General features: G+C 65.1%; 14 protein-coding genes. 2 read left to right on the top strand and 12 right to left on the bottom strand.

What is annotated here, in order from left to right:
- Nucleotides 1–38 precede the first annotated feature (38 nt).
- Both H1343_RS08615 and H1343_RS08610 read left to right on the top strand, forming a co-directional pair.
- Nucleotides 39–1,229 (top strand): bifunctional 2-C-methyl-D-erythritol 4-phosphate cytidylyltransferase/2-C-methyl-D-erythritol 2,4-cyclodiphosphate synthase, encoded by a 1,191-nt coding sequence (locus tag H1343_RS08615; protein ID WP_185985570.1) that lies wholly within the window; start codon nt 39–41, stop codon nt 1,227–1,229.
- The gene (locus tag H1343_RS08610; RefSeq protein WP_281374594.1) at nt 1,226–1,729 is read left to right on the top strand and encodes a CinA family protein; all 504 of its coding nucleotides are present in this window, start codon (nt 1,226–1,228) and stop codon (nt 1,727–1,729) included. The genes H1343_RS08615 and H1343_RS08610 overlap by 4 nt, the downstream gene beginning before the upstream one ends.
- A gap of 4 nt (nt 1,730–1,733) precedes the next feature.
- On the opposite strand, the gene H1343_RS08605 is transcribed toward H1343_RS08610, so the two are convergent.
- The 12 genes from H1343_RS08605 to pyrG form a co-directional block, all read right to left on the bottom strand.
- Nucleotides 1,734–2,207 (bottom strand): type II toxin-antitoxin system RatA family toxin, encoded by a 474-nt coding sequence (locus H1343_RS08605; protein ID WP_185982532.1) that lies wholly within the window; start codon nt 2,205–2,207, stop codon nt 1,734–1,736.
- A 4-nt stretch (nt 2,208–2,211) separates the two neighbouring features.
- Complete coding sequence (lipA, locus tag H1343_RS08600; RefSeq protein WP_185982531.1) at nt 2,212–3,183, bottom strand: lipoyl synthase; 972 nt, start codon at nt 3,181–3,183, stop codon at nt 2,212–2,214.
- A gap of 41 nt (nt 3,184–3,224) precedes the next feature.
- Nucleotides 3,225–3,485, bottom strand: a complete 261-nt coding sequence (locus H1343_RS08595) for a GlsB/YeaQ/YmgE family stress response membrane protein (RefSeq protein ID WP_425484577.1) — start codon at nt 3,483–3,485, stop codon at nt 3,225–3,227.
- Nucleotides 3,486–3,625: 140 nt separating this feature from the next.
- A complete protein-coding gene (gene lpdA / locus H1343_RS08590; protein WP_185982529.1) occupies nt 3,626–5,077 on the bottom strand; it encodes a dihydrolipoyl dehydrogenase in 1,452 nt (483 codons plus the stop codon).
- A 15-nt stretch (nt 5,078–5,092) separates the two neighbouring features.
- Nucleotides 5,093–6,484, bottom strand: a complete 1,392-nt coding sequence (locus H1343_RS08585) for a pyruvate dehydrogenase complex dihydrolipoamide acetyltransferase (RefSeq protein WP_185982528.1) — start codon at nt 6,482–6,484, stop codon at nt 5,093–5,095.
- 18 nt (nt 6,485–6,502) lie between these two features.
- Nucleotides 6,503–7,936 (bottom strand): pyruvate dehydrogenase complex E1 component subunit beta, encoded by a 1,434-nt coding sequence (locus H1343_RS08580; protein ID WP_185982527.1) that lies wholly within the window; start codon nt 7,934–7,936, stop codon nt 6,503–6,505.
- Nucleotides 7,937–7,946: 10 nt separating this feature from the next.
- Nucleotides 7,947–9,035 carry a pyruvate dehydrogenase (acetyl-transferring) E1 component subunit alpha gene (pdhA, locus tag H1343_RS08575; protein ID WP_185982526.1) on the bottom strand — a complete coding sequence of 363 codons (1,089 nt, stop codon included), beginning with the start codon at nt 9,033–9,035 and terminating at the stop codon, nt 7,947–7,949.
- A gap of 157 nt (nt 9,036–9,192) precedes the next feature.
- On the bottom strand, nt 9,193–9,501 hold the full coding sequence (locus tag H1343_RS08570) for an FtsB family cell division protein (protein ID WP_185982525.1): 309 nt from the start codon (nt 9,499–9,501) through the stop codon (nt 9,193–9,195).
- A 106-nt stretch (nt 9,502–9,607) separates the two neighbouring features.
- Nucleotides 9,608–10,888: a phosphopyruvate hydratase gene (gene eno, locus H1343_RS08565; RefSeq protein ID WP_185982524.1), complete on the bottom strand. Its 1,281-nt coding sequence runs from the start codon at nt 10,886–10,888 to the stop codon at nt 9,608–9,610.
- 73 nt (nt 10,889–10,961) lie between these two features.
- Entirely contained in the window at nt 10,962–11,801 is an 840-nt protein-coding gene (kdsA, locus tag H1343_RS08560; protein ID WP_185982523.1) for a 3-deoxy-8-phosphooctulonate synthase, read from the bottom strand.
- Entirely contained in the window at nt 11,798–12,664 is an 867-nt protein-coding gene (locus tag H1343_RS08555; protein WP_185982522.1) for a VOC family protein, read from the bottom strand. The genes kdsA and H1343_RS08555 overlap by 4 nt, the downstream gene beginning before the upstream one ends.
- Nucleotides 12,664–14,292 (bottom strand): CTP synthase, encoded by a 1,629-nt coding sequence (pyrG, locus tag H1343_RS08550; protein WP_185982521.1) that lies wholly within the window; start codon nt 14,290–14,292, stop codon nt 12,664–12,666. The genes H1343_RS08555 and pyrG overlap by 1 nt, the downstream gene beginning before the upstream one ends.
- Between the last annotated feature and the right edge of the window lie 23 nt (nt 14,293–14,315).

Raw genomic sequence — 14,315 nt, 5'->3', positions numbered from 1 at the left:
GTGCCGGTCGTGAGAACGGAGCCGAAGCCTTGAGTGAAATGCCTAAGATCGCAGCGGTAATCGTGGCGGCCGGTCGGGGCACGCGCGCTGGCTCCCCATCGCTGCGCCCCAAACAGTATCGCGAGATCGGCGGCGAGCCGGTACTCTCGCACACACTTCGCGCGATCCTCCGAGTGCCGTCGATCGGCTCAGTCGTGGTCGTCACGCATCCGGAGGATGCCGCGCTTTTCGAAGACTGCTCCGGGCGCCATGACCGGCAGCGCCTGGAGCGTGTCGATGGTGGTGCCTCGCGGCAGGAGTCGGTACGGCTGGGGCTTCTCGCACTTCGGAAGGCAGAGCCGGACATCGTGATCATTCATGACGCGGCCCGGCCTTTCGTGGACACGGCGTTGATCGAGCGCGTTGTGGCGGCTGTCGATCCGAGGTCGGGCGCTCTCCCCGCGCTCGCTGTCGCTGATACGCTGAAGAAGACGGCACAGGGTGTCGTCACCGGGACCGTCGACCGCACGAGCCTCTACGCAGCGCAGACGCCACAAGGCTTCCCCTTTGCCGCGATCCTCGAGGCGCACGAGCAGGCCGCTGCCGCCGGGCGCGCGGACTTCACCGACGATGTCGCGGTGGCCGAATGGGCGGGGCTGCCGGTGCGGATCGTGGAAGGCTCGGCTGCCAACACCAAATTGACGACGGCGGCCGATCTCATCGCCGCAAAGGAACGACACTTGGAAGGAAATGCGCAAGTGGATCCGCGCACCGGCAACGGCTACGATGTTCACCGCCTCGTGCCGGGAGATCATGTCTGGCTCTGCGGTGTGAAAATTGCGCACGACCAGACGCTGGACGGCCATTCGGATGCCGATGTCGGGCTGCATGCGCTGACCGATGCGCTCTTGGCGACCTGTGGCGCAGGCGATATCGGCGATCACTTCCCGCCGAGCGACCCGCAGTGGAAGGGCGCATCCTCCGACATCTTCGTGCGCCATGCAGCTGCGGTCGTGCGTCAGAAGGGCGGACGCATCGCCAATGCCGACGTGACGCTGATATGCGAGGCACCGAAGATCGCCGCCCATCGCGGCGCCATGCGCGAGGCGATGGCCGACATGCTCGGCATCGCGCTCGACCGCGTGTCCGTGAAGGCGACCACCAACGAGACGATCGGTTTCATCGGGCGGCGCGAGGGCATCGCGGCGATCGCGACTGCGAGCGTCGTTTATCCGGGAGATCCGTCGTGACCGATCCGCAAACGCTCGCCGATACCGCGACCCGCATTGTGGCGCGCAGCGCCGAAAGCGGCCTGATGGTCGCAACGGCCGAGTCCTGTACCGGAGGCCTCGTCGCCGGGTTCCTGACGGACGTCCCGGGTTCCTCTGCGGCGCTCGAACGCGGCTTCGTCACCTACTCCAATGCTGCGAAGGCGGACCTTCTCCGCATCGATCCGGCCTTGATCGATCGCGAGGGAGCGGTTTCGGAAGCCGTCGCACGTGCGATGGCTTCGGGCGCTCTCGCCCATTCCCGCGCAGCGATTGCCGTTTCGGTTACGGGCGTCGCCGGGCCGGGCGGCGGCAGCGCGGCAAAACCCGTCGGCCTGGTCCATTTCGGGGCGGCGCGCGGTGACCGGATCCTCCATCGCGAGACGCGCTTCGGCGATATCGGACGGCGGGAAATCAGGCTCGCGAGCGTGGCCGTCGCTTTCGAGTTAATCGAGACGCTGATGGACGCCGGACCCGTCTGAAGCGTCAGGCGCCGACGGCCGCGGCCCCTGGCCCACGCCCGTAGATTGCATCTGCCCGCTCTTCGAACGCCGTTGTGAAACGGCGGAAGGCGTAGTCGAACATCGAGCCGACGAGGAGGCCAAGTGTGCGGCTCTTGAACTCGTAGTCGATGAAGAAGCGAACGGAACACCCGCCTGGCGCCTCTTCGAACGCCCAGCGATTGTCGAGATATCGAAACGGCCCGTCGACATAGGTAACGTCGATCCGGTCTTCCGCCGGCCTGAGAAGCACCTGCGAGGCAAAGGTCTCGCTGATCATCTTGTAGGCCACCGTCATATCGGCAACGAGGAGCGTCTTGTCGCCCTTCTCACGGCGCGAGCGCACGGTCAACGCCCGGCAGAGCGGCAGGAATTCGGGGTACCGTTCGACATCGGCAACGAGATCGAACATCTCGCGCGGGCTGTGAGCGACGGTGCGCGTCGTCTCGAACTTCGGCATGCCGTCAGGCCGCGACGCGGCGCGCGAGCCGGGCCGCCTTCAGCTTCTCGAAATCGTCGCCCGCGTGGTGCGAGGAGCGCGTGAGCGGGCTGGATGCGACGACGAGGAAGCCTTTCGTGTAAGCCACGGTCTCGAAGGACTTGAATTCCTCCGGAGTCACGTAGCGCTTGACCGGGTGGTGCTTGCGCGTCGGCTGGAGGTACTGACCGATGGTGATGAAATCGACATCCGCCGAACGCAGATCGTCCATCAACTGCAGAACCTCGTTCCGCTCTTCCCCGAGCCCGACCATGATGCCGGACTTGGTGAAGATCGTCGGGTCGAGTTCCTTCACCCGCTGAAGCAGCCGGATGGAGTGGAAGTAGCGTGCGCCGGGGCGCACCGTCAGATAGTTCGATGGCACCGTTTCGAGATTGTGATTGAAAACGTCCGGCTTGGCGGCAACCACTACCTCGAGCGCGCCGGGCTTGCGGAGGAAGTCGGGCGTCAGGATCTCGATCGTCGTACCGGGCGCGGCCGCACGGATCGCCCGAATCGTGCGCGCGAAATGTTCAGCACCGCCATCGGCGAGATCGTCCCGATCGACGGAGGTGATGACGACGTGATGGAGGCCCATGGCGGCAACGGCGCGGCCTACGCTGGCCGGCTCGTCATCGTCCAGCGCATGCGGCATGCCGGTGGCGACGTTGCAGAAGGCGCAGGCCCTGGTGCAGATGCCGCCCATGATCATGAACGTCGCGTGCTTCTTCTCCCAACATCCTCCGATGTTGGGGCAGCCCGCCTCCTCGCAGACCGTAACCAGCCTGTTCGATTTGACGATCTCGCGGGTCTCGAAATAGCCCGCGGAAACCGGAGCTTTCACCCGGATCCAGTCCGGCTTCGGCAGCACTTCGGTATCGGGCCGATGCGCCTTTTCCGGATGGCGCGGCCGGGGCGAGGCCCCGGCCGGCGTGCGTGTGTCTATCAGCGTAACCATCGGACCCTATTTACGAACGGTCCGACGGCGATGCAATCGTGTCAGACCCTGCGGCCCCGGAAGGCCCGGAAGATGGCGATCAGCAGACAGGCGCCGATGAAGCCGACAATCAGATAGGCAAGTGAGAACGACGCTCCGGCCTGCAGGTCGATAAGGCCGAAGAGGCCGAGGATGAAGTTCAGGACGATCGCGCCCACGATGCCCAGAATGATGTTCATGAAGATGCCCATGTCGCTCTTCATGAACTGCTCGGCGAGCCATCCTGCGATGCCACCGACGATGATTGCTGCCAGCCAACTCATATTTCGCTCCTGCAAAGGCGTTATGCTCTGCGGGAGAAGATGGAGGAGTTCGCAAATGCGGCAAGGCCGCCGCATTTGAAACAGATGTGTTTTCGAAGCGCAAAAGCGTCAGACGGGCGCCGGCGCCCGCCTTTCCCTGCTTACATGTGGATGACGCGGCCATAGGCGTCGAGAACGCTTTCATGCATGGTCTCCGACAAGGTCGGATGCGGGAAGACGGCGTGCATCAACTCCTGCTCGGTCGTTTCCAGCCCCATCGCTACGACGAAGCCCTGGATCAGCTCCGTGACTTCGGCGCCCACCATATGGGCGCCCAGAAGCTCGCCGGTCTTTGCGTCGAAGATCGTCTTCACCAGCCCTTCGGGTTCGCCGAGCGCAATCGCCTTGCCATTGCCCTGGAACTTGAACCGGCCGACCTTCACCTCGCGCCCCTCTTCCTTGGCTTTCGCCTCGGTCAGGCCAACGCTCGCGATCTGCGGCTGGCAGTAGGTACAACCGGGAATCTGCGTCTTCTTCATCGGGTGTGTCTCGAGCCCTTTGATGGCTTCGACGCAGATCGTGCCCTCGTGCTCAGCCTTGTGGGCCAGCATCGGCGCCCCGGCGACGTCGCCAATGGCGTAGACGCCCTCGACATTGGTGCGCCCGGCGCCGTCCACCTGGACGATGCCGCGCTCGATCTTGACGCCGACGCCCTCGAGGTTGAGCCCCTCGGTGTTGCCCTGCACGCCCACCGCAGAGATCAGGTGATCGGCCTTGAGCGTCTGTGTCTTGCCGCCGACTTCGACCGACACCTCGACGCCGCCTGCGCCCTTCGTCACCTTCGAGACCTTGGCGTCCGTTAGAATCTTCAGGCCCTGCTTTTCGAACTGCTTGCGGGCCGTCGCCGCGATCTCGGCGTCCTCGACGGGCAGAATCTGCGGCAGGAGCTCGACGACCGTCACGTCGGCTCCCATCGTGCAATAGAACGAAGCAAATTCGATGCCGATCGCGCCTGAGCCCATGACGATCAGCGATTTCGGCATGGCCTTCGGCTTCATCGCCTCGAAATAGGTCCAGATGCGCTCGCCGTCGGGCTCGATGCCCGGCAGGACGCGCGGGCGCGCCCCGGTCGCGACGATGACGTGCTTGGCCGTGTAGCTGCCGTGGCCCAGCACACCTTTCGGCACCGGGTTCTGCGGCTCAACCACCGGCTTCGTGGCATCACCGACCTCGACCTCGACGGGGCCGCCCTTTCCGGCCTTGGTGATTTTGGCCTCGCCCCAGATGACGTCGACCTTGTTCTTCTTCAGAAGGAAGCCGACGCCGCCGTTGAGCTGGGCGGACACCCCGCGCGAACGCTTGACGACGGCCGCGATGTCGAAGCTCGGCTTCTCGATCTTAAGTCCGTAGCTCTCGCCATTTTCGGCATAGTGGAAGATCTCGGCGGAGCGCAGCAGTGCCTTTGTCGGGATACAGCCCCAGTTGAGGCAGATGCCGCCGAGATGCTCACGCTCCACCACAGCGGTCTTGAAGCCGAGCTGGGCGGCGCGGATCGCCGCGACGTAGCCGCCCGGTCCGCCGCCGATGACGATGATGTCGTAGGTTTCAGCCATCGATCCCGCTCTCCGTCAGACCAGCATGCTCATGGGCTGCTCGATGAAGCCCTTGAACGCGGACAGGAGCTCGGCCCCGAGCGCACCATCCACCGCGCGGTGGTCAGTGGACATCGTCACCGACATCACCGTCGCGACCTCGATGGCGCCGTTCTTGACGACGGCGCGCTCCTCACCCGCGCCAACAGCGAGGATCGTCGCGTGCGGCGGGTTGATGACGGCCGAGAAGTTCTTGATCCCGAACATTCCGAGATTCGAAACAGCCGTCGTTCCGCCCTGGTACTCTTCGGGCTTCAGCTTGCGCGAACGCGCCCGCTTGGCGAGATCCTTCATCTCGTTGGATATAGTCGACAACGTCTTCTCGTCGGCGCGGCGGATGATTGGCGTGATCAGCCCGCCCGCGATCGCGACGGCGACGCCGACATCGGCGTGTCGGTGGCGCAGGATCGCGGTCTCGGTCCACGAGGCGTTGGCATCGGGCACAGCCTTCAGCGCCAGTGCCATCGCCTTGATGACCATGTCGTTGACGGATAGCTTGTAGGCGGGCTTCTCGCCCGCTTCGGTCTTCACCGTCGGCGCCGCCTCATTCAGCTGCTTGCGGAGCGCCAGCAGCGCGTCCAGCTCACAGTCGAGCGAAAGATAGAAGTGCGGAACCGTCTGCTTGGATTCCACCAGTCGGCGCGCGATCGTCTTGCGCATTCCGTCGTGCGGGATCTCCTCGTAGGAGCCGTCGGGGAACAGCTTGCGGATCTGCTCGTCGCTCTGCCCCTTCGGCGCCGCTGCCGGGGCCTTGCCCGCATCCCCCGCGGCTGGAGCCGCCTTCGCGTCCGAAGCCGGGGCCTTGGCGCCGCCGCCCTTGGCCGCAGCCTCGACATCCGCCTTCACGATGCGTCCGTTCGGGCCGCTACCCGTCAGGGAGGCGAGATCGACGCCGGCATCCTTTGCGATCCGGCGGGCCAGCGGTGAGGCGAAGACGCGCGAGCCCTTCTCGCCCGAGGGTGCGGGCGAGACGGCCGGAGCCGTGCTCTTGCCGCCCTCGGAGGCCGAGGCGGTCGACGGCGCACGAGCCTCGGGCTCGCCGGCTGACTCCTGCGAGGCCACCGCATCGTCCGCCTTGGCATTGCCTGCCGGCGCCTCTGCGCTGGCCGCCTCCGACGCGTCTTCACCCTCCCCGGCGAGGATGGCGATCACGGCGTTGACTTTCACGCCTTCCGAGCCCGCCGGGACGACGATCTTGGCGACCGTCCCCTCGTCGACGGCCTCTACCTCCATCGTCGCCTTATCGGTCTCGATCTCGGCGATCACATCCCCCGAGGAGACCTTGTCGCCCTCCTTGACGAGCCATTTGGCGAGGTTGCCCTCTTCCATCGTCGGCGAGAGGGCGGGCATCGTGACATTGATCGGCATGGCGCGAAGGCTCCTCGCTCAGTCCCGGTAGCAGACGGCTTTCACCGCCTCGATGACTTCCTTGACGGAAGGCAGCGCCAGCTTTTCCAGATTGGCCGCATAGGGCATCGGCACGTCCTTGCCGCAGACCCGCAGGACCGGCGCGTCGAGATGATCGAAGGCGCGCATCATCAGCTGCGAGGCGATTTCGGCGCCGACCGAGCTTTGCGGATAGCCTTCCTCGACCGTCACGCAGCGATTGGTCTTCTGAACCGAACGCACGATGGCGCCGACATCCATCGGACGGATGGTGCGAAGGTCGAGAACCTCGGCGTCGATCCCCTCCTTGGCCAGTTCCTCGGCGGCTGCAACCGAGTAGGTCATGCCGATGCCGAAGGAGACGATCGTGACGTCCGTGCCCTTGCGGTGCACGCGCGCCTTGCCGATCGGCACCGTCCAGTCGTCGAGCTCGGGCACTTCGAAAGAATGGCCGTAGAGAATCTCGTTCTCGAGGAAGATGACCGGATTCGGATCGCGGATCGCGGACTTCAACAAGCCCTTGGCGTCGGCCGCTGTGTAGGGCTGGACGACCTTGAGGCCCGGAATGTGGCTGTACCAGGCGGCGTAGTCCTGGCTGTGCTGGGCCGCAACGCGCGCCGCCGCCCCGTTCGGCCCACGGAAGACGATCGGCGAGCCCATCTGGCCGCCCGCCATGTAGAGCGTCTTGGCCGCCGAATTGACGATCTGGTCGATCGCCTGCATCGCGAAGTTGAACGTCATGAACTCGACGATCGGCCGCAGGCCCGCAAAGGCCGCGCCGACGCCGAGGCCGGTAAAGCCGTGCTCGGTGATCGGCGTGTCGACGACGCGCCTGTCGCCGAATTCCTCCAGAAGGCCCTGGCTGATCTTGTAGGCGCCCTGATACTCGGCGACCTCTTCGCCCATCAGGAACACATTCTCGTCGCGCCGCATCTCCTCGGCCATCGCATCGCGAAGAGCCTCGCGCACGGTCTGCGTCGACATCTTGGTCCCCTCGGGCACCTCCTGCTTGTCGCCGTCGACATCCTTGGGAGCGGGGTGGGAAAGCCCCTGCGCGGGCGCCTTGTCAGCTTTCTTCTCCGCCTCACGCGAAGCGCCGGTCTCACCCTTGTCGGCCTGCGGATCGTTGGCGGTCTCGCCGACCGGCTGGCTCTGCTCCTTCTTCGGAGCCGCGACATCGTCCGCGCTCTCGCCTTCGCCGATGAGAACAGCGATCGGCGTGTTGACCTTCACGCCTTCCGTGCCGGCCTCGATCAGAATCTTGCCGAGCTTGCCTTCATCGACGGCCTCGACCTCCATCGTCGCCTTGTCGGTTTCGATCTCGGCGATCACATCGCCGGAGGCGACGTCGTCGCCTTCCTGCTTGAGCCATTTGGAAAGGGTGCCCTCCTCCATCGTCGGGGAGAGGGCGGGCATCAGGATTTCAGTCGGCATGACGCCCTCCTTACTCTGCAGCCTGCGGAATTTCGTCCGCATAGATGTCGGTCCACAGCTCCGAGACATCCGGCTCGGGGTCGTTCTGCGCGAACTCGGCCGAATCGGCGACGACGTCGCGCACGTCCTTGTCGATGCCCTTGAGCTCGTCCTCGGAAAGGCCGTGCTCTTCCATCAGGCGCTGCTTGACCTGCTCGATCGGGTCCGACTCGGAGCGCATCTTCTGCACTTCGTCGCGCGAACGGTACTTCGCGGGATCCGACATCGAGTGGCCGCGATAGCGGTAGGTCATCATCTCAAGGATGATCGGCCCCTCGCCCGAACGGCAGTGTTCTGTCGCAAGGTCGCCGGCGGCCTTCACCGCACGCACATCCATACCGTCGATCTGAATGCCGGGGATCCTGAAGGAGATGCCGCGGTGGGCGAAATTCGTCTCGGCGCTGGCGCGCTTGACCGACGTGCCCATGGCGTACTGGTTGTTCTCGATCACGTAGATCACCGGCAGCTTCCACAACGAGGCCATGTTGAAGCTCTCGTAGACCTGGCCCTGGTTGGCCGCGCCGTCGCCGAAATAGGTGACCGACACATTGTCGTTGCCGCGGTAGCGGTTAGCGAACGCGAGGCCCGTTCCGAGCGGAACCTGTGCACCGACGATGCCGTGGCCGCCGTAGAAGTTCTTCTCCTTCGAGAACATGTGCATCGAGCCGCCCTTGCCCTTCGAGTAGCCTGAACGGCGCCCCGTGAGCTCGGCCATGACGCCGCGCGCCTCCATGCCGGTGGCCAGCATGTGCCCGTGATCGCGATAGGCGGTGATGACCTGATCGCCATCCTTCAACGCCATCTGCATACCGACGACGACCGCTTCCTGGCCGATGTAGAGATGGCAGAAGCCGCCAATGAACCCCATGCCGTAGAGCTGGCCGGCCTTCTCCTCGAACCGGCGGATGAGCAGCATGTCCCGGTAGGCGGACAGCTCTTCATCCTTCGAGAAGGTCGCCGGCTTCGGCGTTTCGAGCCGCTCCAGCGTCTTTACGATCTCGGGTGTCTTGTCTTCCTGCGCGCGGGCGGCACCTGCGCCCTTCTGCTTCGTAGCGGCCATGCAGCGCTCCTGTGCTCGACCGACCTGTCGCAAGGCCGTCTCGGAGCGGAACTATACTGCTGAAGAGGCGCTCGGCAAGCGTCCGTTTTCGATAAACTTAGTCTCGGTTAAATGATGCGACGCACCATGATTTAACTTCAAACCGGCTTAAAAGGCCCTATCGCAGGATCACGATCTCGTCCGCGGCACCGTAGTTCAGGCTGCGGCGCGCGCGTTCATCGATCATGTCGCGCTCCAGCGTGCCATCGTGAAGCAGGCGAACACGCTGCTCCATCGCCTCGCGCTCCTTGGTGACTCGCTTGAGTTCGGCCTCGCGCAGCGCCAGCGTCGCGGTCAGTTCCGCCTTCGCATCGAGGCCGTAGCGTCCGCTTTGGGCCTGCAACGAGAGATAGCCGAGAAAAGCGAGCGCGATCGTCGGCACGACGAGCCGTCCGAGCCGTGTGGTCCGCTTCTGTCTGGTGCGCATGGGAGACCCTTCTCGCTGGATAGCCAGAAGAGCACGACCGGCGTTAAATCCCGGTTAAGCATGCGGCGGAGGCACCTGCCCCCGCAGCATGGATCGGCGTGAAGCTTCAGGCGCGCGAACGCAGGATCGAGCGCCCGGCGTAGACCGCCTGATCACCCAGTTCCTCCTCGATGCGCAGGAGCTGATTGTACTTGGCGAGCCGATCCGAGCGGGCCAGCGAGCCCGTCTTGATCTGTCCGCAGTCGGTGGCGACCGCGAGGTCGGCGATGGTCGAATCCTCGGTCTCTCCCGAGCGATGCGACATCACGGCCGTGTAGCCGGCACGATGCGCAACGTTCACCGCGTCCAGGGTCTCGGTGAGCGTGCCGATCTGGTTGACCTTCACGAGGATGGAATTGGCGACGTTCTTGGCGATGCCTTCGCGCAGGCGCTCGGAATTGGTGACGAAGAGATCGTCGCCGACGAGTTGCACCTTGTCGCCGACCTTGGAGGTCAGCGTGCGCCAGCCCGCCCAGTCGTCCTCCCCCATGCCGTCCTCGATCGAGATGATCGGGTACTGTGCGCAGAGTTCGGCGAGATAGCCTGCCATCTCGTCCGCCATCAGCTTGCGACCTTCGCCTTCGAGATCATAGATCCCGTCCTTGAAAAACTCCGTCGCCGCGCAATCGAGCGCGAGATACACGTCCTCGCCAGGCTTGTAGCCGGCCTTCTCGATGGAGGCGCTGATGAAGTCGAGCGCTTCCTTCGGCGAGCCGAGGTTGGGGGCGAAGCCGCCCTCGTCGCCGACATTGGTGTTGTGGCCGGCGTCTTTGAGCGCCTTCTTCAGCGTGTGGAAGATCTCGGCGCCCATGCGCAGGCCCTCGCGGAAGCTCTCCGCGCCGACCGGCATGACCATGAATTCCTGGAAGTCGATCGGGTTGTCAGCATGCGCGCCGCCATTGATGATGTTCATCATCGGCACGGGCAGGACATGCGCGGATGCGCCGCCGACATAGCGGTAAAGCGGAAGACCGGCGGCCTCGGCGGCCGCCTTGGAGACGGCCAGCGAAACGCCCAAGATGGCGTTGGCGCCGAGCCGGCTCTTGTTCTTGGTGCCATCCAGCGAGCAGAGGACCTGGTCGATGCGAATCTGGTTCTCGGCCTCGAAACCGGCGATCGATTCGAGGATTTCGGTGTTGACCGCCTGCACGGCCTCGAGGACGCCCTTGCCGCCGTAGCGCTCGTCCTTGTCACGCAATTCCACGGCCTCGTGCGCACCTGTCGAGGCGCCCGAGGGAACGGCGGCGCGGCCCATCGAACCGTCCTCGAGGACGACGTCGACCTCGACGGTCGGGTTGCCACGGCTGTCGAGGATCTCTCGGGCGACGATGTCGATGATGGCGGTCATGCTGGTCCTTCCTGGAGCAAGGGGCGAGGCTCGGGCCGGCTCTTAGCCGAGAGACCGGCCTCGTGCATCTCTCTTATCGATTGAAAGACTTCGCGATCTCGTCGATCGCCTTCAGGCGCTTCAAGAGCTCCGGCATCGCGTCGAGCTGCACCATGTTCGGCCCGTCGGACGGTGCGTTGTCCGGATCCTCATGGGTCTCGATGAAAAGGCCTGCGACACCGACGGCCACGGCTGCGCGCGCGAGCGTCTCAACGAAGCGGCGCTCGCCGCCGGACGAGCCGCCCTGCCCGCCCGGTTGCTGCACCGAATGTGTCGCGTCGAAGACGACGGGCGCCCCGAGCCCTGCCATGATCGGCAGCGCCCGGAAGTCGGAGACGAGCGTGTTGTAGCCGAACGACGCACCCCGCTCGGTGAGGAGCACGTTCGGATTGCCGCTGTCCGTCACCTTCGCCGCGACGTTCTTCATGTCCCAGGGCGCCAGGAACTGGCCCTTCTTGATGTTCACGACGCGGCCGGTCTCGGCCGCCGCAACCAGAAGATCGGTCTGCCGGCACAGGAAGGCCGGGATCTGCAGGATGTCGCAGACCGCACCCGCCTCGCGGGCCTGCGCTTCGGTATGAATGTCGGTGAGAACCGGCAGGTCGAAGGTCCGGGCGACTTCCTCGAACACTGGCAGCGCGTCGGCGAGCCCGATGCCGCGACGACCGGAAAGGCTTGTGCGGTTCGCCTTGTCGAAGCTCGCCTTGAAGACGTAGCCGATGCCGAGATCGGACGTGATGCGCTTCATCCGCTCCGCGATCATCATCGCGTGGTCGCGGCTTTCCATCTGGCAGGGGCCGGCGATCAACGCGAAGGGCGCACGCTGGTCGAAAACGGCGCCTTTGGCCGTCACCGTCCCGTTCGCTGTCGTCATCGGCCGCACTCCTCGAAAGCGATGAAAGATTGGGGTCCCAGTGGGACGACGAGGCGCCCCTGCAACTCCCGCGCGTCGCGGGTGAAGGGGCGCACGGTTTCGAGCGAGCGTACCGCGACGACGATCCCTTCGAAGAACAGGCCGCGCGAAGCGTCTCGCTTCGCGCCGTAGCGCAGCGCCAGCGCATCGGGGGTAGCGACTTCCAGCATCGTGTCGCCGGCCTTCAGCGTCATGGCGAAGGAATCGGCGTCGATCTCCCGATCACCCGTCACGGTCTGGAGATAGTACTGGAAATCGGTCGGGTTCGGCTCGGAGAGAACGAGGCGGGCGATGCCAATCGCTCCGTTCTCGTGCGCGATCAGCGAGGAGCGGTCCGGCTTGAAGCTGTGGACCGATTGGCACGCGAAAAATGAAACGTCCGGCGCGCGCAGATCGCGGGCGAAAGCAAGCGCGAATTCCAGCCGGGCGCCCTTGCCATCCGGCGTCCTGAAGTCCCGTCCGAAATTCAGCCGCTCGCCGACACCATAACCTGCTTCCTCGAAATCCTGCGCATCGCCGTCGGCATCGTCCGAGCGAAGCGCGATCGCCGAGAAGGATGGCGTGCCGATCCGGAAGCGATGTGCCTGATCGCGTGCGACGAAGGCGTTGCCCGCCTTCGCGGCGGCCTCGCAGGTTTCGCGATGACCGACGGCCAGCGGCTCGATGAAACTGCCGTCCGCTAGGAAGACGCAGGCGTTCTCGGTGCCGAACGGATGCCGCGCGTCCGGCGCGACAGTAAAGCCGAGCGCGGTGAGGGCCGCACGCGCGCCCTCCAGCGTGTCGACCACGAAGACCGCATGGTCGAAGCGGCGCGCACTGCGCATCAGACGAGCCGCGAGCGTTCGACGGCCGCCTCGATGAAGGAGGCGAACAGCGGATGCGGCTCGAAGGGCCGCGACTTCAGCTCGGGGTGATACTGCACGCCGACGAACCACGGATGGTCCGGCAGCTCGACCGTTTCAGGCAGGAGCCCGTCGGGCGACATTCCGGCAAAGTTCATGCCGGCCGCCTCGAGCCGCTCGCGATAGGCGCGATTGACCTCGTAGCGGTGGCGATGGCGCTCGACGATATCGGTCGAGCCGTAGATTTCAGCGATCTTTGAGCCGGGCGCGAGGTCCGCATGGTAGGCGCCGAGGCGCATCGTGCCGCCGAGATCGCCCTCGGCCGCGCGCTGCTCTAGCTCGTTGCCCTTCAGCCATTCGGTCATCAGACCAACCACGGGCTCGGCCGCCGGACCGAACTCGGTCGAGCCGGCCTTTTCGATGCCGGCGAGCGAGCGGGCCGCCTCGATCACCGCCATCTGCATGCCGAAGCAGATGCCGAAATAGGGCACGTTGCGCTCACGCGCGAAGCGCGCAGCGAGGATCTTGCCCTCTGAGCCGCGTTCGCCGAAACCGCCGGGTACGAGGATGCCGTTGACCCGCTCCAGATACGGCGCGGGGTCTTCTTCCTCGAAGACCTGCGATTCGATCCAGTCGAGATTGACGCGCACGCGATTGGCGATGCCGCCGTGCTGAAGCGCCTCGATCAGCGACTTGTAGGCGTCCTTCAGCCCCGTGTACTTGCCCACGATCGCGATCGTGACCTCACCCTCAGGGTTGCGGATGCCGTCAACGACCTGGTGCCAACGCTGGAGCTGGGGCTTGGGCGCCGGATCGATTCCGAAGGCTGCCAGAACCTCGGTGTCGAGGCCTTCGCGGTGATAGGCGATCGGCACATCGTAGATTGTGGCGACGTCCAGCGCCTGGATCACGGCGGTTTCACGCACGTTGCAGAAGAGGCTCATCTTGCGGCGCTCCTCCTGCGGGATCGGGCGGTCCGCGCGCACGAGGAGGATGTCCGGCTGGATGCCGATGGAGCGCAGTTCCTTCACTGAGTGCTGCGTCGGCTTGGTCTTCAGTTCGCCCGCCGTCGGGATGTAGGGCATCAGCGTCAGGTGAACGTAGACGGCGCCGCCGCGCGGCAGATCGTTGCCGAGCTGGCGGATCGCCTCCATGAAGGGCATCGCCTCGATGTCGCCGACCGTACCGCCGATCTCGCAGAGGACGAAGTCATAGTCCTCGTTGCCCTCGAGGACGAATTCCTTGATCGCGTCCGTGACGTGGGGAATCACCTGCACGGTGGCGCCGAGATAGTCGCCGCGTCGCTCCTTGGCGATGATCTCCTTGTAGATCCGCCCGGTGGTGACGTTGTCCATCCGGTTGGCCGGGCGCCCCGTAAAGCGCTCGTAATGGCCGAGATCGAGATCGGTCTCGGCGCCGTCGTCGGTGACGAACACCTCGCCGTGCTGCGTCGGGCTCATCGTGCCGGGATCGACATTGAGGTAGGGATCGAGCTTGCGCAGCCTCACCCGGTATCCACGGGCCTGCAGCAGCGCGCCCAGCGCTGCCGATGCAATACCCTTGCCGAGTGAGGAGACCACGCCGCCGGTGATGAAGATATATCGCGCCATGGGCCCTCCCGATACCCGCTCGG

Origin of the sequence: Aureimonas mangrovi (assembly GCF_014058705.1) — a bacterium.
In the GTDB taxonomy this organism is placed as follows: Bacteria; Pseudomonadota; Alphaproteobacteria; order Rhizobiales; family Rhizobiaceae; genus Aureimonas; species Aureimonas mangrovi.
The sequence above is the reverse complement of the archived record's forward strand: the minus strand, read 5'-3'. Positions and strand labels throughout refer to the sequence as shown.